The sequence below is a fragment of the Rothia terrae genome (assembly GCF_014705925.2).
Classification (GTDB): Bacteria; Actinomycetota; Actinomycetes; order Actinomycetales; family Micrococcaceae; genus Rothia; species Rothia terrae.
This window is the reverse complement of the sequence record NZ_CP061539.1, coordinates 1,749,308-1,772,130: the sequence shown is the minus strand read 5'-3', so window position 1 is coordinate 1,772,130 and position 22,823 is coordinate 1,749,308. Positions and strand designations below refer to the sequence as shown.

Annotated in this window: 26 protein-coding genes; 23 read left to right on the top strand and 3 right to left on the bottom strand. The window is 53.1% G+C overall.

The features are described from left to right. Nucleotides 1-168 precede the first annotated feature (168 nt). The 7 genes from IDM49_RS08145 (at nucleotide 169) to IDM49_RS08115 (ending at nucleotide 5,045) form a co-directional block, all read left to right on the top strand. Entirely contained in the window at nucleotides 169-681 is a 513-nt protein-coding gene (locus IDM49_RS08145; protein WP_190724144.1) for a LysM peptidoglycan-binding domain-containing protein, read from the top strand. Nucleotides 682-710: 29 nt separating this feature from the next. After that, nucleotides 711-1,841, top strand: coding sequence for a histidinol-phosphate transaminase (locus IDM49_RS08140; protein ID WP_190724143.1), 1,131 nt, complete (start codon nucleotides 711-713; stop codon nucleotides 1,839-1,841). A gap of 82 nt (nucleotides 1,842-1,923) precedes the next feature. After that, nucleotides 1,924-2,547, top strand: a complete 624-nt coding sequence (gene hisB, locus IDM49_RS08135) for an imidazoleglycerol-phosphate dehydratase HisB (protein WP_190724142.1) — start codon at nucleotides 1,924-1,926, stop codon at nucleotides 2,545-2,547. Nucleotides 2,548-2,550: 3 nt separating this feature from the next. Further along, nucleotides 2,551-3,231: an imidazole glycerol phosphate synthase subunit HisH gene (hisH, locus tag IDM49_RS08130; protein ID WP_190724141.1), complete on the top strand. Its 681-nt coding sequence runs from the start codon at nucleotides 2,551-2,553 to the stop codon at nucleotides 3,229-3,231. Further along, nucleotides 3,232-3,399: a hypothetical protein gene (locus IDM49_RS08125; RefSeq protein WP_168615436.1), complete on the top strand. Its 168-nt coding sequence runs from the start codon at nucleotides 3,232-3,234 to the stop codon at nucleotides 3,397-3,399. Nucleotides 3,400-3,432: 33 nt separating this feature from the next. Beyond that, the gene (gene priA / locus IDM49_RS08120) at nucleotides 3,433-4,170 is read left to right on the top strand and encodes a bifunctional 1-(5-phosphoribosyl)-5-((5-phosphoribosylamino)methylideneamino)imidazole-4-carboxamide isomerase/phosphoribosylanthranilate isomerase PriA (protein ID WP_190724140.1); all 738 of its coding nucleotides are present in this window, start codon (nucleotides 3,433-3,435) and stop codon (nucleotides 4,168-4,170) included. Next, complete coding sequence (locus tag IDM49_RS08115; RefSeq protein ID WP_168615438.1) at nucleotides 4,170-5,045, top strand: SseB family protein; 876 nt, start codon at nucleotides 4,170-4,172, stop codon at nucleotides 5,043-5,045. The genes priA and IDM49_RS08115 overlap by 1 nt, the downstream gene beginning before the upstream one ends. Nucleotides 5,046-5,195: 150 nt before the next feature. Here IDM49_RS08115 and IDM49_RS08110 read toward each other — a convergent pair whose 3' ends face one another. Then, nucleotides 5,196-5,618: a DUF1844 domain-containing protein gene (locus IDM49_RS08110; protein ID WP_168615439.1), complete on the bottom strand. Its 423-nt coding sequence runs from the start codon at nucleotides 5,616-5,618 to the stop codon at nucleotides 5,196-5,198. Between the two features lie 333 nt (nucleotides 5,619-5,951). On the opposite strand from IDM49_RS08110, the gene infC reads away from it, so the two are divergent. The 14 genes from infC to IDM49_RS08040 all read left to right on the top strand — a co-directional run bounded on the left by infC (nucleotide 5,952) and on the right by IDM49_RS08040 (nucleotide 18,623). Beyond that, nucleotides 5,952-6,605 carry a translation initiation factor IF-3 gene (infC, locus tag IDM49_RS08105; RefSeq protein WP_168615466.1) on the top strand — a complete coding sequence of 218 codons (654 nt, stop codon included), beginning with the start codon at nucleotides 5,952-5,954 and terminating at the stop codon, nucleotides 6,603-6,605. A 194-nt stretch (nucleotides 6,606-6,799) separates the two neighbouring features. Continuing rightward, nucleotides 6,800-6,994: a 50S ribosomal protein L35 gene (gene rpmI / locus IDM49_RS08100; protein WP_168615440.1), complete on the top strand. Its 195-nt coding sequence runs from the start codon at nucleotides 6,800-6,802 to the stop codon at nucleotides 6,992-6,994. 117 nt (nucleotides 6,995-7,111) lie between these two features. Beyond that, entirely contained in the window at nucleotides 7,112-7,495 is a 384-nt protein-coding gene (gene rplT, locus IDM49_RS08095) for a 50S ribosomal protein L20 (protein WP_190724139.1), read from the top strand. A 131-nt stretch (nucleotides 7,496-7,626) separates the two neighbouring features. Next, nucleotides 7,627-7,932: a hypothetical protein gene (locus IDM49_RS08090; RefSeq protein WP_190724138.1), complete on the top strand. Its 306-nt coding sequence runs from the start codon at nucleotides 7,627-7,629 to the stop codon at nucleotides 7,930-7,932. A gap of 72 nt (nucleotides 7,933-8,004) precedes the next feature. Beyond that, on the top strand, nucleotides 8,005-8,490 hold the full coding sequence (locus IDM49_RS08085; RefSeq protein ID WP_190724137.1) for a hypothetical protein: 486 nt from the start codon (nucleotides 8,005-8,007) through the stop codon (nucleotides 8,488-8,490). 99 nt (nucleotides 8,491-8,589) lie between these two features. Then, the gene (locus tag IDM49_RS08080; RefSeq protein ID WP_190724136.1) at nucleotides 8,590-9,519 is read left to right on the top strand and encodes a TrmH family RNA methyltransferase; all 930 of its coding nucleotides are present in this window, start codon (nucleotides 8,590-8,592) and stop codon (nucleotides 9,517-9,519) included. A gap of 8 nt (nucleotides 9,520-9,527) precedes the next feature. After that, entirely contained in the window at nucleotides 9,528-9,956 is a 429-nt protein-coding gene (locus tag IDM49_RS08075; RefSeq protein ID WP_190724135.1) for a (deoxy)nucleoside triphosphate pyrophosphohydrolase, read from the top strand. A 155-nt stretch (nucleotides 9,957-10,111) separates the two neighbouring features. Continuing rightward, nucleotides 10,112-10,930: an iron uptake transporter permease EfeU gene (gene efeU / locus IDM49_RS08070; RefSeq protein WP_168615446.1), complete on the top strand. Its 819-nt coding sequence runs from the start codon at nucleotides 10,112-10,114 to the stop codon at nucleotides 10,928-10,930. Between the two features lie 28 nt (nucleotides 10,931-10,958). Next, on the top strand, nucleotides 10,959-12,137 hold the full coding sequence (efeO, locus tag IDM49_RS08065) for an iron uptake system protein EfeO (RefSeq protein WP_190724134.1): 1,179 nt from the start codon (nucleotides 10,959-10,961) through the stop codon (nucleotides 12,135-12,137). Between the two features lie 37 nt (nucleotides 12,138-12,174). Further along, nucleotides 12,175-13,437, top strand: a complete 1,263-nt coding sequence (gene efeB / locus IDM49_RS08060) for an iron uptake transporter deferrochelatase/peroxidase subunit (protein ID WP_168615448.1) — start codon at nucleotides 12,175-12,177, stop codon at nucleotides 13,435-13,437. A 358-nt stretch (nucleotides 13,438-13,795) separates the two neighbouring features. Next, entirely contained in the window at nucleotides 13,796-14,023 is a 228-nt protein-coding gene (locus IDM49_RS08055; protein ID WP_190724133.1) for a hypothetical protein, read from the top strand. 114 nt (nucleotides 14,024-14,137) lie between these two features. Beyond that, nucleotides 14,138-15,265 carry a phenylalanine--tRNA ligase subunit alpha gene (gene pheS / locus IDM49_RS08050; protein WP_168615450.1) on the top strand — a complete coding sequence of 376 codons (1,128 nt, stop codon included), beginning with the start codon at nucleotides 14,138-14,140 and terminating at the stop codon, nucleotides 15,263-15,265. A gap of 2 nt (nucleotides 15,266-15,267) precedes the next feature. Further along, nucleotides 15,268-17,817 (top strand): phenylalanine--tRNA ligase subunit beta, encoded by a 2,550-nt coding sequence (gene pheT / locus IDM49_RS08045; protein WP_190724132.1) that lies wholly within the window; start codon nucleotides 15,268-15,270, stop codon nucleotides 17,815-17,817. A 191-nt stretch (nucleotides 17,818-18,008) separates the two neighbouring features. Next, nucleotides 18,009-18,623, top strand: coding sequence for a hypothetical protein (locus tag IDM49_RS08040; protein WP_168615452.1), 615 nt, complete (start codon nucleotides 18,009-18,011; stop codon nucleotides 18,621-18,623). Nucleotides 18,624-18,721: 98 nt separating this feature from the next. On the opposite strand, the gene deoD is transcribed toward IDM49_RS08040, so the two are convergent. Together deoD and IDM49_RS08030 are read right to left on the bottom strand one after the other, a co-directional pair. After that, entirely contained in the window at nucleotides 18,722-19,435 is a 714-nt protein-coding gene (gene deoD / locus IDM49_RS08035; protein ID WP_190724131.1) for a purine-nucleoside phosphorylase, read from the bottom strand. A gap of 37 nt (nucleotides 19,436-19,472) precedes the next feature. Further along, entirely contained in the window at nucleotides 19,473-20,435 is a 963-nt protein-coding gene (locus tag IDM49_RS08030; RefSeq protein ID WP_228008050.1) for a quinone oxidoreductase family protein, read from the bottom strand. A gap of 144 nt (nucleotides 20,436-20,579) precedes the next feature. On the opposite strand from IDM49_RS08030, the gene argC reads away from it, so the two are divergent. Continuing rightward, entirely contained in the window at nucleotides 20,580-21,626 is a 1,047-nt protein-coding gene (argC, locus tag IDM49_RS08025) for an N-acetyl-gamma-glutamyl-phosphate reductase (RefSeq protein ID WP_190724129.1), read from the top strand. Beyond that, nucleotides 21,626-22,819: a bifunctional glutamate N-acetyltransferase/amino-acid acetyltransferase ArgJ gene (gene argJ / locus IDM49_RS08020; RefSeq protein WP_190724128.1), complete on the top strand. Its 1,194-nt coding sequence runs from the start codon at nucleotides 21,626-21,628 to the stop codon at nucleotides 22,817-22,819. The genes argC and argJ overlap by 1 nt, the downstream gene beginning before the upstream one ends. Nucleotides 22,820-22,823: the final 4 nt, after the last annotated feature.

Here is a 22,823-nt window from a genome sequence, read left to right as displayed (position 1 = left end):
GCTCACTGGTGTCTTAGTTCTATCAGCCTATGGCACTTTTATTCGAAAACCAAACATTTGTTCTAATTTTTCTCGACTATGTTCGAATTTTCTGATAGAACATATATACGAAGTTCGAACAAAGTTTCGAATATTTGGTTTCCTGTTCAGTAAGAAGGAGTTCCGATAGTGAGTACTGTAGTTATCCCGCGTCCTGTCCGCCCCGGCACGGCTTTTTCGCGTGCTAACGCTGTGGTTCGTCCGCAACGGGTAGAGAGCGCACCGCTTCCTTCTGCTCAGCTTCGAGTGATCAAGCCTGCGCGGCAGCTTCCTCAGCCTGTTCGAAACCAACGAGATTTAAACCCGAGCGTCGCGCCGGCTGCCCGGACATCTCGTCGAGGCCGCCTACTTTCTATGCTCAAGGGACTTTCTTTCATGACTCTAGGTGCCCTCATCGTCCTAGTCGGTGCATCCTTTATCGCCCCTCAGGATGCCCAAGCTGGTTCAAGCCCGGTTGATTCATCATCAGTGGGTCGTACAGTGACTGTTGATGCTGGTCAAACCCTTTGGGATGTTGCGCGAGAAGTGAGCCCCGAATCGGATCCTCGTGATGTGGTGAATCTGATTATCGACGTCAATAATCTTTCCAGCACTACTTTGCATACTGGTCAGAATCTGGAAATCCCCGTAATGAATGGTTAGTACGTCGTAGTTGTGATTAGACTGGCAGTGTGAGTGAAGCATTACAAGCACTTGAGAACCTGCCTATTCGCGACGACTTGCGTGGTCGCTCACCGTATGGCGCGCCCATGATTGATGTTCCTATTACGCTGAACGTCAATGAGAATACGCACCCGATGCCCGATGAGGTGGTAGAAGCCATCGGTGCTGAAATCGGTAAAGTTGCCCACCGACTCAATCGTTACCCCGACCGTGAATTCGTTGAGTTGCGTCAAGAACTCGCAGAGTTTTTAGGACACGGGCTCACAGCTGACAATGTATGGGCTGCTAACGGCTCAAATGAAGTACTTCAGCAACTTTTCCAAGTCTTTGGCGGGCCAGGGCGAAGCGTCATGAGCTTTGTGCCTACCTATTCCATGTACCCGCTTTTGGCTGATGGTACCAATACCGAATTTATCGCCGGAGAGCGTGCGGCGGACTTTACCCTCACCGCAGAGTCTGCGGTTGCTCAAGTTATCAAGCATCGCCCTCATATTGTGGTGCTGTGTTCGCCGAACAATCCCACCGGCACCGCTCTGGAAAAAGAAGTTATCGAGCGGGTTTACTCAGCGGTCGAAGAACTTGATGGCATTCTCATCGTTGATGAAGCCTACGCCGAGTTTGCGCAAGATCCAGAGCAGACAGCTCTGACGCTGTTACCTGGACGCAATCGTTTGGTGGTTAGTCGCACCATGAGTAAAGCGTTTGCATTTGCTGGTGTGCGACTGGGCTATTTCGCGGCGCACCCTGCCATTGCGGATGCGGTTCGACTGGTTCGTTTGCCCTATCATCTGTCATCGGTCACACAGGCAACAGCTTTGGCGGCTTTGCGTCATCGTACGCAACTGTTAGCAAACGTTGAGGATATTAAGGATGCGAGAAACCGCATCGTGACTAGGCTCCGTGAGCTGGGACTTAAGCCTGCTGAATCTGATTCTAATTTTGTATTTTTCTCGGGGCTGCAGGATGAGAAGGAGGCCTGGGAGTATTTGCTGGCAGACGGTATTTTAGTTCGAGATAACGGTATTGCCGGGCATTTAAGAGTGACGGCAGGTACACAAGAAGAAACCACAGCTTTCTTGCAATCTTTGGAGAATTATTTGGTGAGCACCGGCGCTTACCTGCCTGCATCTGATCACTAGAGCCGCCATACAGTTCTGTGAGAAAAACCGTTTCGCTTCATGCTCTGAAAATCTAGACCACCTCGTTAAGGACGCTAACCACATGACTCAATCTTCAACAGATTTTGGCTCTCGTACTGCCAAAATTGAACGTACTACCAGTGAATCCAGTGTCAGCGTAGAGATCAACCTGAATGGCACCGGTGCATCGAACATCGATACCTCTGTGCCGTTTTACGATCACATGCTGACGGCCCTTTCCAAGCACTCTCTGATTGATATGAACATTAAGTGCACGGGTGATACTCACATTGATGTACACCATACGGTGGAGGACACCGCGATTGTTCTGGGCGAGGCTCTCAAGCAGGCTTTAGGTGATAAAAAGGGTATCCGCCGTTTTGGTCAGGCGACCGTTCCCCTTGATGAAGCTCTTGCTTCGGCTGTTGTGGATATCTCAGGGCGTCCGTATCTGGTGCATGGTGGTGAGCCTGAAGGGTTTGAGTTCCATCAAATCGGCGGTCATTTCACGGGATCGATGGTGCGCCATCTATTTGAAGCGTTCGCGTATCATGCGGGAATCTGCCTGCATATCAAGGTGTTGGGCGGACGCGATCCGCACCATATTGCGGAGGCAGAATTCAAAGCATTGGCGCGTGCTCTGCGAGAAGCCGTAGAATCGGATCCCCGACATAATGATATTCCTTCGACTAAGGGTGCATTGTAAATAATGACTAATACCAGTAAACCTACCGTTACCGTTTTGGACTATGGCGCGGGCAACGTGCGTTCTGTGGTGCGTGCACTTGAAGCGGCTGGCGCTCGCGTTGTTTTATCGCGTAGAGAAAAAGATGTGCTGGGTGCTGATGGTTTGGTTGTTCCCGGTGTTGGAGCTTTTAAGGCTGTGATGGACGGTCTGAAAGAGGTCGATGCTCCGCGTATGATTGGACGCCGCGTGGCTGGCGGGCGTCCGGTGCTGGGCATCTGTGTTGGGCTACAGATTTTCTTTGATAAGGGCGTGGAACACGGTGTTAAAGCTGCCGGTATGGGGGAGTGGCCCGGTGTTGTTGAGCGACTGAAAGCAGATGTTGTTCCACATATGGGGTGGAACACTATTTCAGCTCCTGAAGGCTCGGTTCTCTTTCACGGGATTGAGAATGAGCGTTTTTACTTTGTGCATTCTTATGCTGTTCAAGAATGGAACTTCGATCAGAACAACGAGTCGATGGTTCCTCCTCAAGTGACGTGGTCTGACCACGGTGGTCCTTTTATTGCTGCGGTTGAAAATGGTCCGTTGAGTGCAACCCAGTTCCATCCTGAAAAGTCAGCGGAGGCTGGTTTGCAGCTGTTGCGCAACTGGATTGGTTCTTTGCCTGTGACCGGTCGCCTGGACGAGAGTGAAGGAGAATAAATGGATCCCACAGTATCCGGTCTGATTTTGATGACTTTTGGAGCGTTCTTGGTGGGCGGTGGCTATTCCTTTCGCAAGCAGGGGCTGCCTCTTATCGCTCAGATTGTTTTGTTGATTCTTGGGTTAGCTGCTTTTGCCTACGGCGGTTACGTGCTTTTCGCGTACTAAATCAGGCAGCGAGTGAAGAGAGAAGGTTTTTCGATGGCTAAAAAATATTTGGAACTGTTGCCTGCAGTAGATGTTGCAAACGGTCAGGCAGTGCGTTTGGTTCAGGGCGAAGCTGGGTCTGAGACCGGTTATGGCGACCCCGTGGAGGCTGCCCTGGCTTGGCAGGAAGCCGGCGCCGAATGGCTGCACCTTGTCGATTTGGATGCGGCGTTTGGGCGCGGCGACAACATCGAAGTCTTGAAGGGCGTTGCTGAGAAGCTGGATATCAAGATTGAGATGTCCGGTGGCATTCGTGATGACGAGTCGCTGGCTCGTGCGTTGAGCTTGAACCCCGCTCGCATCAATTTGGGTACCGCTGCTTTGGAAGATCCCGAGTGGACGCGTCGTGTCATCGCTGAGCACGGCGACGTTATCGCTGTGGGGTTGGATGTTCGTGGAACCACGCTCGCGGCCCGCGGATGGACTAAAGAAGGCGGCGACTTGTGGGAGGTACTTGATCGTCTTGAGGATGATGGGTGCGCTCGCTATGTCGTTACGGATGTTACGAAGGACGGCACGTTGCAGGGCCCAAATCTTGATCTTCTGCGCGATGTTGCCCGCCGCACTGATAAGCCGGTTGTCGCATCCGGCGGTATTTCTCAATTAGATGATATTCGTGCTTTGCGTGAGCTGGTGGGCGAGGGCGTAGAAGGAGCCATTATGGGTAAGGCTCTGTACGCCGGTAAGTTCACCTTGGAGGAAGCTCTTAAGGTTGCGGGACGTCCTGAATAATGGCTGAGCACTCGCACGAACACCATAGCAAGCGTGAGCTTCCCGCTCATATTCAAGCTCAGTTGGCAAGTGCCGGTAGAGAAACTGATACCGGTGGTCAGCCGTGGTCTGGGCGAAACTTAGGGGAGGGCACGTCTCATACGCATCAGTATCCGACTGATACCGGTGAAACTGAACAGAAGCTTGCGCGTGTGCTTGAGATGTTTTCACACGGTGAAGCTGGAGAAGAAGATGTTGTTCAGGCTCTGCGGGGTACGCGCGTGTTTGCGCCGGTTGTTGCGCAACTTTCTCAGGCGCATATCACTGATGAAGGTTTGGTTTCAGATAAGGAGTCGGACATGGCGTTGGTGAGCATCCAGGCTCCTGACGGGCGCAAGGCTCTTCCTCTTTTCACTGATGTTGATGCACTGACGCAGTGGCACCCTCAGGCTCGTCCTGTGGCGGCTGATATCCGCAAGACGTCTTTGAGTGCTGTGGAAGACGAGAATCAGCTGATGGTTGTAAATCCTGGTCAAGACGTGACTTTTGTGGTGCGTCGACCAGCTGTTTGGGCGCTGGCAAAGGATGAGCCGTGGGTTCCTTCCTATAAGGATGATGCGGTTGCTCATGAGCTCACCCGCATCGGGGCTCAATTGCCTGCCGTGGTGGCGGTTCGCGCTTCGCGCGGTCAGGGAGTTAATACTGTCCATGCGTCCGGACGCGAGTTGGATGGTGGCGGCCACGGTCCAGAGCTCAAAATTACGCTGGTTTTGCGTCCTGCCCTGACGCGTGAGGAGCTCAACGCGACGGTGCAGGGTTTTCAGCAACTTCTCGCTGCTTCAACGGTGGTCTCTGAAAAGGTCGACTCTGTGCATGTAGCCTTGGCTTCGGCTTAGCTGTAGCCTTAGCGAGTCTAAAACCTTCTCGGATGACGCGTGAGGGCGGGTACTTCTTCACTGAAGTACCCGCCCTCATTTGTTTGACAGCGTATCTAGCATCGGCCGCCGTCTTACCGTGCATTCCGTGGCGGATGCGTCAGCCACCTCTTAGTAAACGGGGCCGGTGAATTTTTCGCCCGGTCCCTGTCCGGGGGCGTCGGGAATCTGGGATGCTTCTTTGAATGCAAGCTGGAGGGTGCGTAGACCATCGCGCAAGGGGGCTGCGTGCTGTGATCCGATTTCGGGAGCTGCTGCGGTGACAAAACCTGCAAGTGCGGTGATGAGTTTGCGGGCTTCATCAAGGTCTTTGAGTTCCTGCGCATTTTCTTCAGCTGCTAGACCGCACTTGACTGCTGCAGCGCTCATCAGATGTACAGCGGCGGTTGTGATGATCTCGACTGCAGGTACTTCGGCGATATCACGCATCTGTGCGTTTACTGCATCAATTTCTTCCTGCGAAGGGTCGTACCCGTTGGATGCTTCAGCGGAGGTCTCTTCAAAACGGAAGGTGTTGTTTTCTTCGTTAGCCATGTCATAAGAATCTCACATCTGTGAGGTGAGCTGAAATCTACCGTCCTAAACCGCAGGGATATCGTCATATTCACACCGGAATATCGCGGTAAACCTTGTCTTAAAAATTATCCCCGTGTAAAGTAGTGTCAAGTTTGCAAGCGGAAGTTCGCTTCCCACCTGCATCGGTCGTATGGCTGACAGGTATTACAGAGATAGGTCCTTTCGCGGATTATCATCTGTACTCAAAGGAGTATTTGAGCCTTCGCTTGCGTATGCAACGAAGGCTTTTTTCGTTTGTATAACAATCTTAAAATTGAGGGTTTCACCCCCATCTAGTACAGGAGCTTTGTCATTAGCGATCCCCGTATCAATGAAAGAATCCGTGTTCCGGAAGTACGACTTGTCGGACCGGGCGGCGAACAGGTAGGCATCGTTCGCGTTGAAGATGCACTGCGTCTGGCGCGCGAATCGGATCTTGACTTGGTTGAAGTTGCACCGAACGCTAAGCCGCCGGTGTGTAAACTCATGGACTTCGGTAAGTACAAGTACGAAGCTGCTGTCAAGGCACGTGAATCCCGCAAGAAGCAGGTTAACTCTGCTTTGAAGGAAATTCGTTTCCGCCTCAAGATTGACACCCATGACTATGAAACCAAGGTTGGGCACGCTCGTCGTTTCCTCAACGGCGGTGACAAAGTCAAGGCTATGATTCAGTTCCGTGGTCGTGAACAGCAGCGCCCCGAGATGGGTGTGCGCCTGCTTGAGCGTATGGCTGCAGATTTGGCCGAGGTTAGCACCATAGAGTCTAACCCCCGAGTTGACGGCCGTAACATGGTGATGGTTCTGGCACCGCTTCGCGGTAAGGCAGAAGCTCGCCGTGACTCTAACAAGAACTCAGGCGGACGCAAGGGTCGTGAACGCGTCGACACCACCACTGCAACCCCTGTATCCAATTCTTTGGCAGATGCAATGCCCGAGGAATTGAAGGCACAGGCTTCAGCAGAATAAAGAACTGAATGTCAATGCGTGACTGAACGGTGAACCCCACCGGGAAGCACACGCAGGCTGCTAGAGGCCACTCCATTGGATCTCGATAAGCCAAACCTTTCGAGGTGGCATTGTGCAAACAATTGCTACAGACACAAGTTTCTTGCGCTCGTTTTAGGCGGACGCAAGGCGAAACGTAAAGGAGAACGGCAGACATGCCGAAGCAGAAGACCCACTCTGGTGCTAAGAAGCGCTTCAAGCTCACCGGTACTGGCAAGGTAAAGCGCCAGCAGGCAAACCGCCGCCACTACCTGGAGCACAAGTCCTCACGTCTGACCCGTCGTCTGGCATCTGACCAGATCGTAACCGGTGGTCAGGCTAAGGTCATCAAGAAGATGCTGAACAAGTAAGGTTCACCCTTCTTTTCACCGCTTGTGCCCTGTTGGGCTGATAGAACTTTTTAGAACTCGCTCCTGCTACCGGCGTTAGTTTTTGCTGGTAGGGGACATAAGACGAAGGAGACACACGTGGCACGTGTGAAGCGCGCGGTTAACGCGCACAAGAAGCGTCGCGTCGTATTGGATCGCGCATCAGGTTACCGTGGCCAGCGTTCACGCCTTTACCGTAAGGCTAAGGAACAGGTCACTCACTCACTGGTATACAGCTACGATCACCGTCGCAAGAAGAAGGGCGACTTCCGTCGTCTCTGGATTCAGCGCATCAACGCAGCTGCTCGCGCAGAGGGTCTGACCTACAACCGTTTCATCCAGGGTCTGAAGGCTGCTGAGGTTGAGGTTGACCGTCGTATGCTCGCTGAGCTCGCTGTTAACGATTCAGCTGCTTTCTCAGCTCTCGTTAAGATTGCTAAGGATAACCTGCCTGAGGACACCTCAGCTCCCAAAGTTGCGTAAGTTTTAGCTTTTTAGCGTTTGAAAATGCCGCTCACTGTCAGGTGGGCGGCATTTTTGCTCTTAAAAAACTTCTCAGGCTGAGTCGAACAATCAGATATGATGAGGTAAACCACTCCTGATGAAGAGGCACAATGGAGCAAGCAACCAATGGGCAGAGAATAGACTGGCCAGAATATAAAAAGTTAAAAATTGCCATTATTGTTTGGGTTATCCTGCTTGCTATCGTTGCTCTGGCCTTTCATATCTGGCATTTTTCTACCCGGGGTGCGGTGGAAAGCAAGAAGTGTTCGGTGTATTTCGTTGAAACACGAGAAGAAGATAACTTCTGGACCGTTGATCTTTCCACCCTTGAGTGTGGGAAGCTCCATCTGCGGGAGCAGATATCATCTGAGCAGGTTTCATTTTATGAATCGCGTAGGGCAAGAGATAGAAGTTGAGGTTTTCCCTCTTCAAAGAGAAGAAATTCCGGGGACGCCTTTTAAAGAAAATTCCGTGAAAAAGGTGGAACTGTGAAAATTTTATTTGAGCCTTTGGGTTTTCGCATTGTACCGGATGATTACGTTGAACCTGATGTCTCTCCTTTGATGCTCTATCTCTGGTCAGGCTTTGTTGCCATGGTATTTATCTGCGTGCCTACTGGCTATCTAGCTATCCAGCGTTATAGTGCTGAGCATACTGACACCTACATAACCTGCACTCTCAAGGACGCTAGTGTTTCTGAACGTGCTGAGCGGGCTGAAAGAAATGAAGCTCGGGTGGTTTTTAAAACCGAAGGTTGCACTACCTTTATCTATGAAGGATTCAACTTTGATCTTTGTCCTCGTGACTTAGAATCAAAGCTGAAATCATACAGCGGTCAGCAGATTATGTTTCGGCAGAGCCCTTTCTACTGGTTGCCTACGCAGAGTCATGAGACTGATCAGTTTGCGGTTGGTGATTTAGATTTTCGAACGTGGAACATTCACCAGTTACGGTCTAATACGTGCTCGTCGTAGCCTTTATGAGCAGTTGATACTTGAGACTGCACGCCAAGCCTTTTTCCCGCTAGTCGTTGAGCGGTACAGCATTTTGGCATTCGTGAGACAATGAAGGCTATGGATTTTAAAGAACGCCTGTGCACCCCCGTCATGATGGAAAACCCTCACGCTGATCGCGTGAAGGATATCGCTAAGCTCGCTACCCGTAGCGTCCGCACTAAGAAGAAGCAATTTTTGGTGGAGGGACCTCAGGCTGTGCGTGAGGCGCTGAAAGCTCACCTTGAGAACCCAGTCTTGGACGCGGTCTATATTACCGAGGCGGCGTTTGAACGTCACGATGACATTGCTGAGCTGATGGAAGAGGTCCACGGAACACCGACCCCTGAAGCTGGACGCAAGGTGTTTATGCGTATGGTGACCGATGAGGTTCTGGATGCCATGGCTGGGGCTGTGACTCCTCAGGGCGTTCTTGCGGTTTCATTTATGTTAGATAAAACCCCTGCCGATATTTGGGGTGCAGACGCTATCAACCCCCACCTTGTTGCTGTCTTGGCACGCGTCCAGGACCCGGGTAACGCAGGCACTATTATTCGAACTGCCGATGCCGCCGGTGCCGATCTTGTGGTTCTGTCTAAAGGTACCGTTGATGTCTATAACCCTAAGGTGGTTCGATCAACAGCGGGATCAATTTTCCACGTACCCATGATTTCAGGCGTTGAGCTCGAAGAATTTGCCGAGGACGCTAAAGCCCAAGGCATTGGTGTTCTGGCAGCTGATGGCTACGGCAAGGTTAACCTCAACGACCTTGAGGATGCGGCTGCGGCAAAGCGTCTTGACGTTGAGTTGGAGAATAAGCCGAAGTACGATCTATCCCGTAAGACCATGTGGCTGTTCGGTAATGAGGCTCAGGGGCTGAGTCCTGAAGAAAAGCGTCTGGCGAATACGCGAGTTGCTGTGCCGGTGCACGGTAGCGCTGAGTCCTTGAATGTGAGTATCGCCGCGGCCGTTTGTCTGTACGCGTCTGCTCGTGCGATTCATGAGGCTTGAGGTGTTCGATGTCCAAGCAGTTTGACGTTCAGGTAGTGGGTGCCGCCATCCTGGATTCTCTAGAGAATCCCACCAAAATCTTGTTAAGCCAGCGAAGTGGTCCTGAATCTTTGCGCGGAAAATGGGAGTTTCCCGGTGGCAAAGTGGAGGCGGGGGAGACCTGCCAAGAGGCGCTTGTGCGTGAACTTGTCGAAGAACTCGGTATTGAGACAAAGCTCAGCGTAGAAATCCCCGGACCTTTTGAGCAGGGGTGGCAACTGACTGAACGCCACGCCATGCGAGTGTGGTGTGCTGAGATTTCAGCGGGAGAGCCACGAGCGCTTGAAAGGCAACTCGCAGTGCAGTGGTTTGATGTGGCTGAGACTTTGAAGGAAATCGACTGGATTCCTGCAGATTTTCCTATTGTTGAGGCCCTTTTAGCGACCATTCAGAGATAAAAAATAGTGATATGGCGGCGTCTAGCGTGGACGTCGCCATTTTTTCGTTAAGTAATAAATAATTTGAACATACAAATTTTTCGTATTACCCACCCCTGAGAGTAACATTAGTCTTGCCTAAATAACTTCTAAGTCTCATTTAAGTAAGGTTTACGGTGCTACAAAATTTCTTGATTGGCTTGCGCGAAGGGCTTGAAGCAGCTCTCGTCGTAGGCATTTTGCTTGCCTACGTGCGTAAGACCAACCGTCACCACCTTGTACCTAAAATCTGGGCTGGCGTTGGTTTCGCAGTGCTCGTCTCACTTGGGTTTGGCGCGCTTCTGACCTTCGGGCCGCAGGGCCTCACCTTCGAAGCTCAAGAAGCAATCGGTGGCTCACTGTCCATTATCGCCGTTGGTTTTGTTACCTGGATGATTTTCTGGATGGCAAGCAACGCGCGACATCTATCGTCCGAACTCGGCCAAAAAATTGATGCGGTACAGACCAGCACATGGTCTGTGATTGTCTTGGCTGCTCTATCTGTTGGACGCGAGGGGCTAGAAACTGCGCTCTTCTTATGGGCAGCTACTAAGGCCAGTGGCCAAGGAATCAGCGTGGCTCTGATGGGTGCTCTTGCCGGTATCGCGGTGGCAATCGTCCTTGCTTGGTTACTGATGAAGGGCGTTCTCAAGCTGAACCTCTCAACCTTCTTCACCTGGACAGGTGCCTTCCTGATTTTTGTTGCCGCGGGCGTCCTCGCTTACGGTGTCCATGACCTGCAAGAGGCTGGCCTCTTACCCGGCCTGCACAATCTTGCGTTTGATGTCTCGCATATTATTGCACCCACCTCAGTGACAGGAACCTTGCTGAAGGGCATCTTTAACTTCTCGCCCGCGACCACTTGGGCTCAGGCTATTGTATGGGTGCTTTACGTAGCAATCGCCCTTTTCTTCTTTATCGCTGCTCAGCGTAGAAACACCCGCGCGCGCCGCTAATTCACTCACATTCAATCGAAAGAAAACCATGACATCTCATCGTATTCTCAGCACTTTCGCAATCACCTCTTTGGCAGCAATGACGCTGGCAGGGTGCACTCCTAATAATCCAGCTTCAGGTTTCGACGGCTCGATCAAGGTTTCGTCAACCGAGAGCGAATGCAAGGTGTCCGCCACCGAAATTAAAGCCGGTAACACAGTGTTTAACGTGACCAACGATGGCTCACAGGTTACCGAGTTCTACATTCTGGCAGAGGACGGTCTGCGCATCATTTCAGAAGTTGAAAACATCGGGCCAGGCATTACTCGCGATCTGACAGTCACCCTGTCCGAGGGCAACTACAAGACCGCGTGTAAGCCGGGTATGGTTGGCGATGGCATCCGCGGTGATCTCACGGTTACGGCTAACCCCGATGCACAAGAAGTCTCAGCCGACGAGCAAAAACTCCGCGAAGACGCACAGACCCAGTACGCTGCGTACACCAAGGATCAGATTGATCAGTTGGTTACTGCCACCGAATCTTTTGCCGAAGCCTACAAATCAGGTGACGATGATGCTGCTCGTGAACAGTACGCACCTGCACGACTGCACTTTGAACGAGTAGAACCGGTGGCGGAGTCATTCGGGGATCTCGACCCCGCACTGGATGCGCGTGAAGCTGACCTTGAAGAAGGTCAGGAATGGACGGGGTGGCATCGCATCGAAAAGGATTTGTGGCAGCCTACCGCTGAAGAAAATGACGGCAAAAAGTACACGCCGTTGACCGACGCTGAGCGCGCAGAAGTAGCTGACAAGCTCGTTGAAGATACCAAGAGTCTCCAAGAGAAATCTCGCGACCTGGCCTTGACCGTTGACCAGATTGGCAACGGTGCGAAGGGACTTCTCGATGAGGTCGCAGCAAGTAAGGTAACCGGTGAAGAAGAAATCTGGTCGCACACCGATCTGTCAGACTTCCAAGGAAACATCGACGGCGCTAAGGTCGCATACGACGTTCTCAAACCCATCGCAGAAAAGAAGGACGCCGAGCTAACTAAGGACCTCGACAAGAAATTTGCTGATGTTCAGCAGCTTCTTGACCAGCACTCAACTGACGGCACATTTGTCAGCTACGAAGAGCTCTCTGAAGACCAAGTACGCGAGCTTTCAGACGCAATCGATTCGTTGAGCGAACCCCTTTCTAAACTCACCGGAACAGTCGTCAGCTAAATTTCATCACCCACTTACCCCCGCGACAGGAGCACCCATGCCCACCAATAATCAACCGCGTTTTACTCGCCGCGCCGCGCTCGGTGGTGCAGGTGCTGCTGTTGCGGCGGCATCGGCGGCCGGCGCAGGCTACTGGGCAGGACGTCCAGCCCCAGCCCAGGCCGCTGATGATTCTCACGCCTTTTACGGAGAGCACCAAAGCGGTATCGAAACCCCGGCACAGGACCGCATGCACTTTGTTGCTCTCAACGTCAAAGTTGAAACTGCCGAAGAACTCAAGGAGCTGTTCCAGGAATGGAGTGAAGCCGCGGCGATTCTGATGGCAGGCCACGAACTAGGAGACGCCACAAACTACGAAACTCCGCCCGATGACACTGGCGAAGCAATGGATCTGTCTGCAGCTCACCTGACTCTCACCTTCGGGTTGGGACGCTCGCTTTTTGTAGATGGCAACGGCAAGGACCGTTTTGGCTTTGCCCATCAGCTCCCCGAAGCTCTTGTGGAAGTTCCTAAAATGCGCGGGGACGCACTTGAAGAGAACCGTAGCGGGGGAGACCTCTGCATTCAAGCCTGCGCTGATGATCCGCAGGTCGCCGTCCATGCCATTCGTAACCTTGTGCGTATCGCATCCGGACGGGCCGTCGTCGCGTGGAGCCAGCTCGGTTTCGGGCGAACCTCATCCACCTCAACCACGCAGAAAACTCCGCGTAATCTTTTCGGTTTTAAAGACGGCACGAACAGCCTGAAAACTGAGAATGCAGACTTGCTAGCGCAACACGTGTGGACGTCCACCGAGAATTCTAAGGGGAATCCCAACTGGATGAACGGTGGATCTTACCTTGCGACGCGCCGCATCCGTATGCTCATTGAACCGTGGGATAGGGCGCCGTTGCGCGAGCAAGAGGATATTATCGGGCGTACTAAGCGTGAGGGTGCACCGCTTTCAGGCGGTGGTGAATTCGATGCTCCCGACTTTTCGATGAAGGGACGCGGCGGGCCGATTATCCCGCATAACTCGCACCTGTATCTGATGCATCCCGACCAAAATAATGGTGTGCAGATGCTCCGACGCGGCTTCAATTACACCGATGGTACGGACGGTCTCGGTCACCTGGATGCAGGGCTATTCTTTATTGCCTTTGTCTGCGACCCGCGCACGCACTTTATTCCGATGCTTCGCACCATGACCAGTTCAGATGCGCTCAGCGAGTACCTCAAACACAATGGCTCAGCACTCTTTGCGGTGCCGCCGGGTATCCGCGATGAAAATGATTTCATTGCCTCGGGCCTGTTCGAATAGAAAAGGGCTTACTCATAGGCACCTGCAAGCCCATTCGGAACGCAGTATGTTTCCGCACAGTAGAGATACTCTTTTGACGCCGGCAAGGTGGAAGAAGTCCTAGATACCTAGTGAGCAGGAACAATGAGTCAAAACCACAACGACTTTTCCGAGCACAGTACGTATAGCGAGCGCGTGACCGAGCGCTTTGTAGGCAAAGACGTGTCAGCCACCCCAGCGACGGTGCGGGTTCTGCAAGCGGTGGCAATTGTGGGACCAATACTCACGTATCTTGATACCTACCTCTTAACCGACCGGCGCGGGTGGATCAGCATTCTTCTTGGTGCTTTCCTATGCTTTTTTTATCTGCAGGCTTGTCGTGCGCGGTTTGGGCGCCCGCAACGGTACCGCGCGCATGATTGGCTTTATCTGCGCGATATTCTCTGTCATCGGTGGTGGCTTGGGGTTGGTGCTGACGCTGTCTAACCCATACACTTTCGCAGATATTGCTGTAGCTTCTAGCTACCTTGTATTGGGCTTAGCGTGGTTTGTTTTCGACTACCAAAGACCCTCCAAACAGCACTTTGGATCTCAGCTGAAGCAGTAATTTATTCCCACTATCTCTTCACCTTTTTCTCGCGTCCCTTACCTGTATTAGACTGGTAGAGAATGCCTGAAATACGGCAGTTATCCCAGATTCATCGATGTGAAGAAGAGTTTTATGACTGATTCACCGACCGAGAATGCGCAGAACCCAGAATCTTACGAGGTTTTGGCGAATATCGCACAGGTCCTAGAGAACGATCCCGACAACGGTTTAGAGAAAGTTCGTGAGGCTTTTAACGGCGAGTTTGAGCGTGCTCAGCAGGCAGTGGCTGAAGAGGCAACTGATCTCGATCAGCTCAAGCGCGTGCGTTTGGCATTTACAGGCGACAAGAGCGCGTTTACCCTGGCGAATAAGCAGATGCGTAGTCTCTCAAAGGAGCACAAGGCTGAGGTCGGTAAGCTCATGGGTCAGGCTCGCGGACGCTTGAACAAGGTTCTTGAGGGCCGTACCGCCGAGCTTGAAGCTGAGCGCGAGGCTCGCATCCTCGTTGAAGAAGCTGTCGATGTGACCGCTACGTCCGGTCGTCGTCATGCCGGCGCGCGTCACCCCATCAACGTTTTGCAGGAATCTCTGACCGACATCTTTGTGGGTATGGGCTGGGAAGTTGCTGATGGCCCCGAGCTTGAATCTGAGTGGTACAACTTCGATTCGCTGAACTTCAAACCCGACCACCCCGCGCGTGAGTTGCAGGATACTTTCTTCGTTGATCCTGTTGAGAAGCATCTGATGCTGCGTACTCACACCTCACCGGTGCAGATGCGCTCGCTACTGTCACGTGATGTTCCGCTGTATATTGTATGCCCCGGTCAGGTGTACCGCACCGATGAGCTGGACGCGACGCACACCCCCGTCTTCCACCAGATTGAAGGTTTGGCGGTTGATAAGGGCCTGAGCATGGCTGATTTGAAGGGCACTTTGGAACACCTTGCACGTTCCATGTTCGGCCCCGAAGCGAAGATTCGCCTGCGTCCTAATTACTTCCCGTTCACTGAGCCTTCCGCTGAGCTTGATATCTGGCATCCCACCGCTAAGGGCGGTCCCCGTTGGATCGAGTGGGGCGGTTGCGGCATGGTTCACCCCAACGTTCTGCGCGCTGCTGGGATTGACCCTGAAGTCTACTCTGGCTTTGCTTTCGGTATGGGTATTGAACGCACTCTCATGTTCCGCAACGGCGTTGCCGATATGCACGACATGATTGAGGGCGATATTCGTTTCTCACAGCAGTTCGGAATGGAGATCTAATAATGCGAATTCCTTTGTCTTGGCTGCGTGAATACGCGCCTGTTCCTGCAGATGCTACTGCAGAAGATGTGATGGCTGACCTGGTGAAGGTTGGTTTTGAAGAAGAGGACGTTCACCGCCCCTCTGACGAGCTGTCCGGCCCAATTGTCGTTGGCCAGGTTCTGTCGATGGAACCCGAAACTCACTCCAACGGTAAGACTGTCAACTGGTGCCAGGTTCGAGTTGTCCCTGAGGGACAGACCCAGACTCTGACCGGTAAGGGCATTGAAGAATCTGGTGTGCAGGGCATCATTTGTGGTGCGCACAACTTTGTACCCGGTGACAAGGTGGTAGTAACGCTGCCCGGAGCTGTTCTGCCCGGTGGTTTTGCGATTACTGCGCGTAAAACCTACGGCCACAAGTCAGCAGGCATGATTGCGTCCGTCAAAGAACTCGGTATTGGTGACGACCACGGCGGAATCCTCGTTCTGTCTGCTCTCGGTCTTGATCCTGAAATCGGCACTGACGCGATGGAACTGCTGGGGCTGTACGACCAGGCTGCTGAAGTCAATGTGACTCCCGACCGCGGTTACGGTTTCTCCATTCGCGGTATTGCCCGCGAATACTGCCACGCGACCGGCAACTCCTTCGACGATTTCGTGCTCGAGTTGGCTGCGAAAGCACCGGCTGCTAACGCGGCAGGCTTCCCTGTCAAAGTTGATGACTCAGCTCCTATTCACGGAAACTCAGGTTGCACCCGCTTTGTCACTCGCAAGGTAACCGGCTTCGACGCATCCGCACCCGTACCTACCTGGATGTCATCGCGTCTGCGTCTGGCAGGCGTCCGCTCCATCTCGCTGGCAGTGGACATCTCCAACTACGTCATGCTTGAGACCGGCCAGCCCCTGCACTTCTACGATGCAGACAAGCTGGACGGTAGCATCACCGTACGACGCGCATCCGCAGGTGAAAAGCTCACCACCTTGGATGAAAAAGAACGCGAACTGCACGCTGAAGATCTTTTGATTACCGATGCGTCCGGCCCCATTGGCTTAGCCGGCGTTATGGGCGGCGCATCCACTGAGGTATCCGAATCAACCAGCAGCATCCTGATTGAAGCTGCTCGCTTTGACGAGGTTTCGATTGCCCGCACTGCGCGCCGTCACAAGCTGACGTCCGAGGCATCCAAGCGTTTTGAACGCGGCGTTGACCCGCAGATTCAGGCGGCAGCTGCCCAGCGTGCTGTTGATTTGCTGGTAGAGCTCGGCGGGGCAACTGTTGAAGAAGGCGTCACCGATTTCGGCGATGCGTTTGAACCCACCGTGGTAGAGCTTCCTAACGCATACACTGCATCGCGTGTGGGCATCAACTACACTCCCGAGCAGATCACTCAGACACTGACTGAAATCGGCGCCAGCGTTGAAGCGGGGGAGAGTGCTTACCGCGTCACCGTTCCGTCATGGCGTCCGGATATCATCGATAAGGAAGATTTGACCGAAGAGGTCGCACGTCTGGTGGGCTACGACCAGATTCCTTCGACCCTTCCGGTAGCTCCTCCCGGACGCGGCTACACCGTTGAGCAGACAGTGCGCCGTCGCGTGCTCAACTCTTTGGCTGCTGCAGGTAGCGTTGAAGTCTTCGCGTACCCCTTCGTATCAGCCGACGATAACAACCTGTGGGCATCAGCATCAGCCAACGAGACCGTTGAATCCATCAAGCTGGCTAACCCCATTGCTGAGAACACCGGTTGGATGCGCCGATCACTGCTTCCCGGGCTCACCACCGTGCTCAAGCGCAATACTGCGCGCGGCTTCCGCAACTTAGCGATTTTCGAAACCGGTTACGTCTTCATTCCGAAGGCTGAACTCGGTGTAGGGAGCATCCCCGGCCTGGGCCAGAAGCCCGCCGACGATGTTCTTGAGGCTATCAACGCAGGTTTACCCGAACAGCCTCGCTACATCGCTGGTTTGTTCGCTGGTACTGACACCGAAGCAACCCCCGGCGTCACCCCGCGAGCTTACGATTGGCAGGACGCAGTAGATGCGGTTCGTCTGATTTCTTCCGTGACCGGGGTAGAGATTGTTATTTCTCGGGGTACTCACCAGGCCTTCCACCCGGGACGTACCGCAGCCCTATCGTTGGCTGACGGAACCCACCTGGGCTATGCCGGTGAGTTGCATCCTAAGCTCCTTGCAACCACTGATATGCCCGAGCGCACTGCGGCCTACGAGCTGAACTTCTCAGCGCTGATCGAGGCTAAGACCGGCGTGATTGAGGCAACCGGTATTTTCGGTTACCCTGCCACCAACCAGGACGTGGCGTTGATTGTGGACGCGGATATTCCCGCATCCGACATCAAGGCGGCGCTCGCTGAAGGTGCAGGCGACTTGCTTGAAGATATCCGCGTGTTTGACGATTACCGTGGCACCGGCATCGAAGAGGGCAAAAAGTCTGTTGCGTTTACCCTGCGATTCCGCGCAGATGACCGCACTTTGACTGCTGATGAAGCATCAGCCGCTCGTGAGGCTGCTGTAGCTGTAACCGCTGAACGTTTTGGAGCTACTCAGCGCTAAAACATTCTATCGATGATAGTGAAAAGGGACGCTAGTGAGCTAGCGTCCCTTTTTGCTGGAGTGTTCAGCCGTAAAATCTGTGAACTCGGTGCGAATCGGCGGTTATATTACCCAAACGGTGTCGTTGATAAGTGTGATGTGAGGTAGAGTTGACTGTTCACAGATGTTCGGTGAAATGGTAGGAGAAAACCGTGAGCCAGGATTACCAAGAGACTGATTTTTTCGAATTTGATGATGAAGACGAGCAGCGTTCTTCTCGCGAGAATAATAAGTTTCGTTTGGCTGCTATCGGAACCATGCTAGCTGCCGTCATCATCGCAATTTTGCTGTCTTTGTTTGGCGTTCGTTCGATGAACGAGGCAAGTGCTAACGAAGGATACGAAGGGCACACCTGGGTGATCAGCGGTGATTACGTGGATTTGACCCCGGATCTGCAGACTAAGTCCAATGTCGCGATTTATCAGGGGGCACTGCCTGCTGACCAGCGTTTGGTGGGCGCGGATTACCGTTCTGACCTGCAGGACGTCCAGCAGGTGAAGTCGGTGGGTGAGACCGTTAAATTCCGTGGCTCGCAGACTGGCGATGTGCGTGAGGACTTCCCGGAGAAAGTTGATGCCTTGTTGGTCGAAAAAGATAACGGTGAGTTGCAGGTTGTCAGAACGGGCGAGGAAGGTTCTTTGAAAGAGGTGACTAACTCTACCGTGACGATGCAACGCGTGACAGGCTGGGCCATGATGGTGGCTTCGCTACTTGTCCTGGTTGGCGGTGTTCTCGGCACTATCTATTTCTTCCGCAAAGAATCATAAGTTTTGCCAGCTGTTCAAAGGGGCGGGTGGATGCACTAGCATCCACCCGCCCCTTTGCTATATCTGAGCTCTATTTGAACCTCAGCGGTGTATTTGAGTTAGGACGCTGCAACCGGCAGTACCAGTTCCATCATGGTGGTGAAAGCGGTTTCTCTTTGCTGAGAAGTGGTCTCTTGTCCGTTGAAGATGTGATCAGAGACAGTGAAGACTGCCAGTGCCTCAGCTCCTGCTTGTGCCGCAGTGGCGTAGATACCGGCTGATTCCATTTCGACGGCAAGCACGCCCATGTCAGCCCAACGCTGGTGAGCTGTGGAATCGAAATTGTAGAAAACATCTGAAGAGAGGACGTTGCCGACGTTCAGCTTCACCCCTTGACGGTTTGCTTCTTGTGCAACAGCGCTCAGCAAAGACCAGGAGGCCGTGGGCGCAAACGTACCGGGCAGATTGTACTGGTTCATAAAGTTAGAATCTGTGGACGATGCGGAGGCGACCACGATATCAAAGAGGTTGAGATCGGGTTGCAGTCCGCCACATGAGCCAATGCGGATGAGTCGTTTGACGCCAAAGACGTGAATGAGTTCCCACGCATAGAGACTTGCAGACGGGATGCCCATACCGGTGCCCATGACCGAAACCTGTTGTCCCTTGAACTCACCGGTGAAGCCGAGCATATTGCGTACGCCGTTGAATTGTTGGACGTTAGTGAGATAGTTTTCTGCAATGAACTGCGCACGCAGGGGGTCGCCTGGCAGGAGTACGGGTTCTGCAATGGGAACACCGTTGGGATTGATATGCGGGGTAGGCGACGTCATGAAAATGATCTTTCTATCAGTGGAGAGGGCTACGGAGCTAGGGGACCAGCACTACCTTGCCGCGGGTCTTACGTGCTTCAAGGTATTCGTGGGCGGACGCAGCGTCCTTCAAGGGGAAGACCTGATCGACGGTGACAGTCAGGGTGCCTGCGGTAATTGCATCGAAAAGATCTCCCATACGCCACGAAATTTCATCGCGGGTAAGAGTGTAATCGGCTAAGGTCGGACGCGTGAGAAACAGCGAACCCAGCTGATTCAATTTTTGCGGGTCAAGCGGGGGAACCTGCCCCGATGCGCCGCCAAAGAGCACCATCATGCCGCGCTTTTTGAGACAGCGCAGAGAATCGTCGAACGTATCTTTGCCAACGGAATCGTAGACTACATCAACGCCCTGTTCATCGGTGATTTCCAGGACGCGATCGGCAAAATTTTCGTAGCGAACGACGTGGTCAGCGCCGTGAGAATACGCTATCTTTTCTTTTGCATCGGTAGAAACGGTGGCAATGACGGTTGCCCCTTTTGCCTTGAGTAGCTGAAGGGCGATTCCGCCTACACCGCCGGCCCCTGCATGAAATACCACGGTATGTTCAGCTTTGACGTTGAAAGTTGAGTTAATCAAGTAGTGCGCTGTCATGCCCTGTAGCGGTACAGCGGCGGCGTCTTCATCGCTGACTGAATCTGGAATAGCCACACATTTTTGTGCATCTACCAGAAAGTATTCGGCATAAGTATGCGTAGCGGACGCGGTTGCTACACGTTGACCCACCTGAATATTGTGAACGGCTTCACCCAGCTCTACTACCGTGCCGGCGGCTTCTGAACCCGGAATAAAAGGGAGCTGTACAGGGTATACGCCGCTTCGTTGATAGGTTTCAATAAAGTTGACACCGACGGCTGCTGTCTTGACCAGTACCTGATTCTTACCGGGAGTTGGGGTCTGAATCTGGGTGCTCTGGAGGACTGAGGGAGCCCCTATCTCTGATATTGATGTTGCTTTCATGCTCTTGTTCATACCCCCAGAATACTCCGAGAACGCATCTACACACAGCATAAAAAATTCATATAGTGAAATTTTGGGGCGTATTTACAAGTAATCTATGAATAAATATAGCAATGTATGAATAAATGTGCGTAAACTGCCGATATGAGCATTTCAGTAGCAGTAGCAGGAGCCACCGGGTATGCGGGCGGAGAAGTCCTTCGTTTGCTTGCTACGCACCCGGAGGTTGAGGTTAAGACAGTCACCGCACACTCAAGTGCTGGCCAGCGACTTGGAGACCTGGCACCGCATGTGCGACGTTTTGCTGATATGACAGTGCAAGACACAACTGTTGAAACGTTGACCGGTCACGACGTGGTCTTCCTCGCCCTGCCCCACGGCGCATCCGCAAATCTTGTAGCCGGTATGCCTGAAGGGACGCTGGTGATCGACGCCGGTGCAGACCACCGACTCAACAGTGCTGAAGACTGGAAGAAGTTCTACGGAACAGAGCATGCCGGAACCTGGCCCTACGGCCTTCCTGAATTTCTCTTTCCATGTGGTTCTAAGCAACGCGAAAATTTAAAAAACACCCAGCGCATTGCGGTGCCCGGTTGCTACCCCACGGCGTCCTTACTGGCACTGACACCGGGGTTTCAGGCTGGAGTGTTAGAGCCTCAAGACGTTGTTATCGTAGCGGCATCGGGAACATCGGGCGCAGGAAAGACAGCGAAAACTCACCTGCTGGGATCGGAAACTAGCGGTGGTATGAGTCCGTACGGTGTGGGTGGTATGCACCGGCATACACCCGAGATTGAACAGGGCTATTCGTTGGCGGCTGGCCAGCCTGTCCAGGTTTCTTTCACCCCGACCTTAGCTCCGATGCCACGCGGGATTCTCGCAACCGCTACCGCAAAGGTCGTCAGCGGGGTCACTGAACAACAGCTCCGCGACGTGTGGGAAGCCGCCTACGGCAACGAACAGTTTGTGCACCTGCTTCCTGAAGGGCAATGGCCGCAGACAAAGATGGTTCAGGGCTCTAACCACGCCATTATGCAACTGGCTTTTGACCCCCACGCGCACCGAACAATCGTCACTTGCGTCATTGACAACCTTGTCAAAGGCACCGCTGGTGGGGCTATCCAATCAATGAATATCGCGCTCGGACTCCCCGAGAACCTAGGACTTTTGCAGGAAGGTTTGAGTCCCTAATGAATCATATTGACACTGTAGAACAGTTAGGTGTTACCGCCCCTGAAGGGTTTACCGCTGCTGGCGTCAGCGCCGGTATTAGCGCAACAAAAGGCAAGAAAGACGTTGCACTCGTCGTCAACGAAGGGCCGAGTTTTGAGGCAGCTGCTGTTTTCACGACTAACCGTTTTGCTGCAGCTCCGGTGATATGGTCGCAGCAAGTGATTTCTGATGGAAGGGTGGACACAGTACTGCTGAACTCCGGAGGGGCGAATGCGTGCACGGGGGCACAAGGATTTCAAGATACCCATGCAAGTGCCGAGCAGGTAGCGAACAGCCTGGGTATATTTGCCGGCGATGTGCTGGTGTGTTCGACCGGGCTGATTGGCGAGCGTCTACCGATGGAGAGGCTGGCAGAGGGCATCGAGGACGCTGCTGCGGCGCTTTCGCCATCGCCCGCGTCCGCAACTGCCGCAGCTCAAGCGATCATGACGACCGATACTGTTTCAAAAGAAGCTGGTATCAAGCTTGCGAACGGTGTGACGATTGGCGGTATGGCTAAAGGTGCAGGCATGCTAGCGCCTGGCCTTGCGACAATGTTGGTGGTGCTCACTACGGATGCGCCGTTGCCTGCTGAACAGTTAGATCATGCGCTTCGCGAGGCAGTGCGGGTGAGCTTCAACAGGGCTGATTCTGATGGCTGTATGTCAACCAATGACACCGTGGTATTGATGAGCTCGGGAGCTCAGGATGTTCAGGTGTCATTGGATGAATTTACGTGGGCTTTATCTCAGGTGTGTAAGAATTTAGCGCTTCAACTTATTGGTGATGCCGAAGGCGCAAGCCACGATATTCACGTCATCACGGTGAACGCGGTGACTGAGCAAGACGCTGAGGAAGTATCGCGTGCTGTTGCCCGCTCTAATCTTTTCAAAGCTGCCATCTTTGGCAATGATCCTAACTGGGGCAGGATTTTATCCGAAGTTGGCACAACCTCTGCAGCTTTTGAGCCTGAGAAAGTAAACGTAACTATCAACGGTGTGCAGGTGTGTACCGGCGGTGGGATTGGTGAGCCTCGCGAAAAGGTTCAGATGAAGAACTCCCGCAAGGTCACTGTTGAGATTGATTTGAACATGGGGGAGTCTGGCGCGACGATTTGGACGAATGACCTCACCCACGATTATGTTCACGAGAATTCCGCGTATTCGAGCTAGGGAA

Coding starts and splice junctions, on each gene's coding strand:
- hisH (WP_190724141.1), top strand. CDS start 2,551: ATGACTAATACCAGTAAACCTACCGTTACCGTTTTGGACTATGGCGCG.
- rpmI (WP_168615440.1), top strand. CDS start 6,800: ATGCCGAAGCAGAAGACCCACTCTGGTGCTAAGAAGCGCTTCAAGCTC.
- deoD (WP_190724131.1), bottom strand. CDS start 19,435: ATGACGTCGCCTACCCCGCATATCAATCCCAACGGTGTTCCCATTGCA.
- argC (WP_190724129.1), top strand. CDS start 20,580: ATGAGCATTTCAGTAGCAGTAGCAGGAGCCACCGGGTATGCGGGCGGA.
- argJ (WP_190724128.1), top strand. CDS start 21,626: ATGAATCATATTGACACTGTAGAACAGTTAGGTGTTACCGCCCCTGAA.
- pheS (WP_168615450.1), top strand. CDS start 14,138: ATGACTGATTCACCGACCGAGAATGCGCAGAACCCAGAATCTTACGAG.
- efeB (WP_168615448.1), top strand. CDS start 12,175: ATGCCCACCAATAATCAACCGCGTTTTACTCGCCGCGCCGCGCTCGGT.
- IDM49_RS08125 (WP_168615436.1), top strand. CDS start 3,232: ATGGATCCCACAGTATCCGGTCTGATTTTGATGACTTTTGGAGCGTTC.
- efeO (WP_190724134.1), top strand. CDS start 10,959: ATGACATCTCATCGTATTCTCAGCACTTTCGCAATCACCTCTTTGGCA.
- IDM49_RS08090 (WP_190724138.1), top strand. CDS start 7,627: ATGGAGCAAGCAACCAATGGGCAGAGAATAGACTGGCCAGAATATAAA.
- pheT (WP_190724132.1), top strand. CDS start 15,268: ATGCGAATTCCTTTGTCTTGGCTGCGTGAATACGCGCCTGTTCCTGCA.
- IDM49_RS08075 (WP_190724135.1), top strand. CDS start 9,528: ATGTCCAAGCAGTTTGACGTTCAGGTAGTGGGTGCCGCCATCCTGGAT.
- priA (WP_190724140.1), top strand. CDS start 3,433: ATGGCTAAAAAATATTTGGAACTGTTGCCTGCAGTAGATGTTGCAAAC.
- IDM49_RS08115 (WP_168615438.1), top strand. CDS start 4,170: ATGGCTGAGCACTCGCACGAACACCATAGCAAGCGTGAGCTTCCCGCT.
- IDM49_RS08030 (WP_228008050.1), bottom strand. CDS start 20,435: ATGAAAGCAACATCAATATCAGAGATAGGGGCTCCCTCAGTCCTCCAG.
- hisB (WP_190724142.1), top strand. CDS start 1,924: ATGACTCAATCTTCAACAGATTTTGGCTCTCGTACTGCCAAAATTGAA.
- IDM49_RS08080 (WP_190724136.1), top strand. CDS start 8,590: ATGGATTTTAAAGAACGCCTGTGCACCCCCGTCATGATGGAAAACCCT.
- IDM49_RS08110 (WP_168615439.1), bottom strand. CDS start 5,618: ATGGCTAACGAAGAAAACAACACCTTCCGTTTTGAAGAGACCTCCGCT.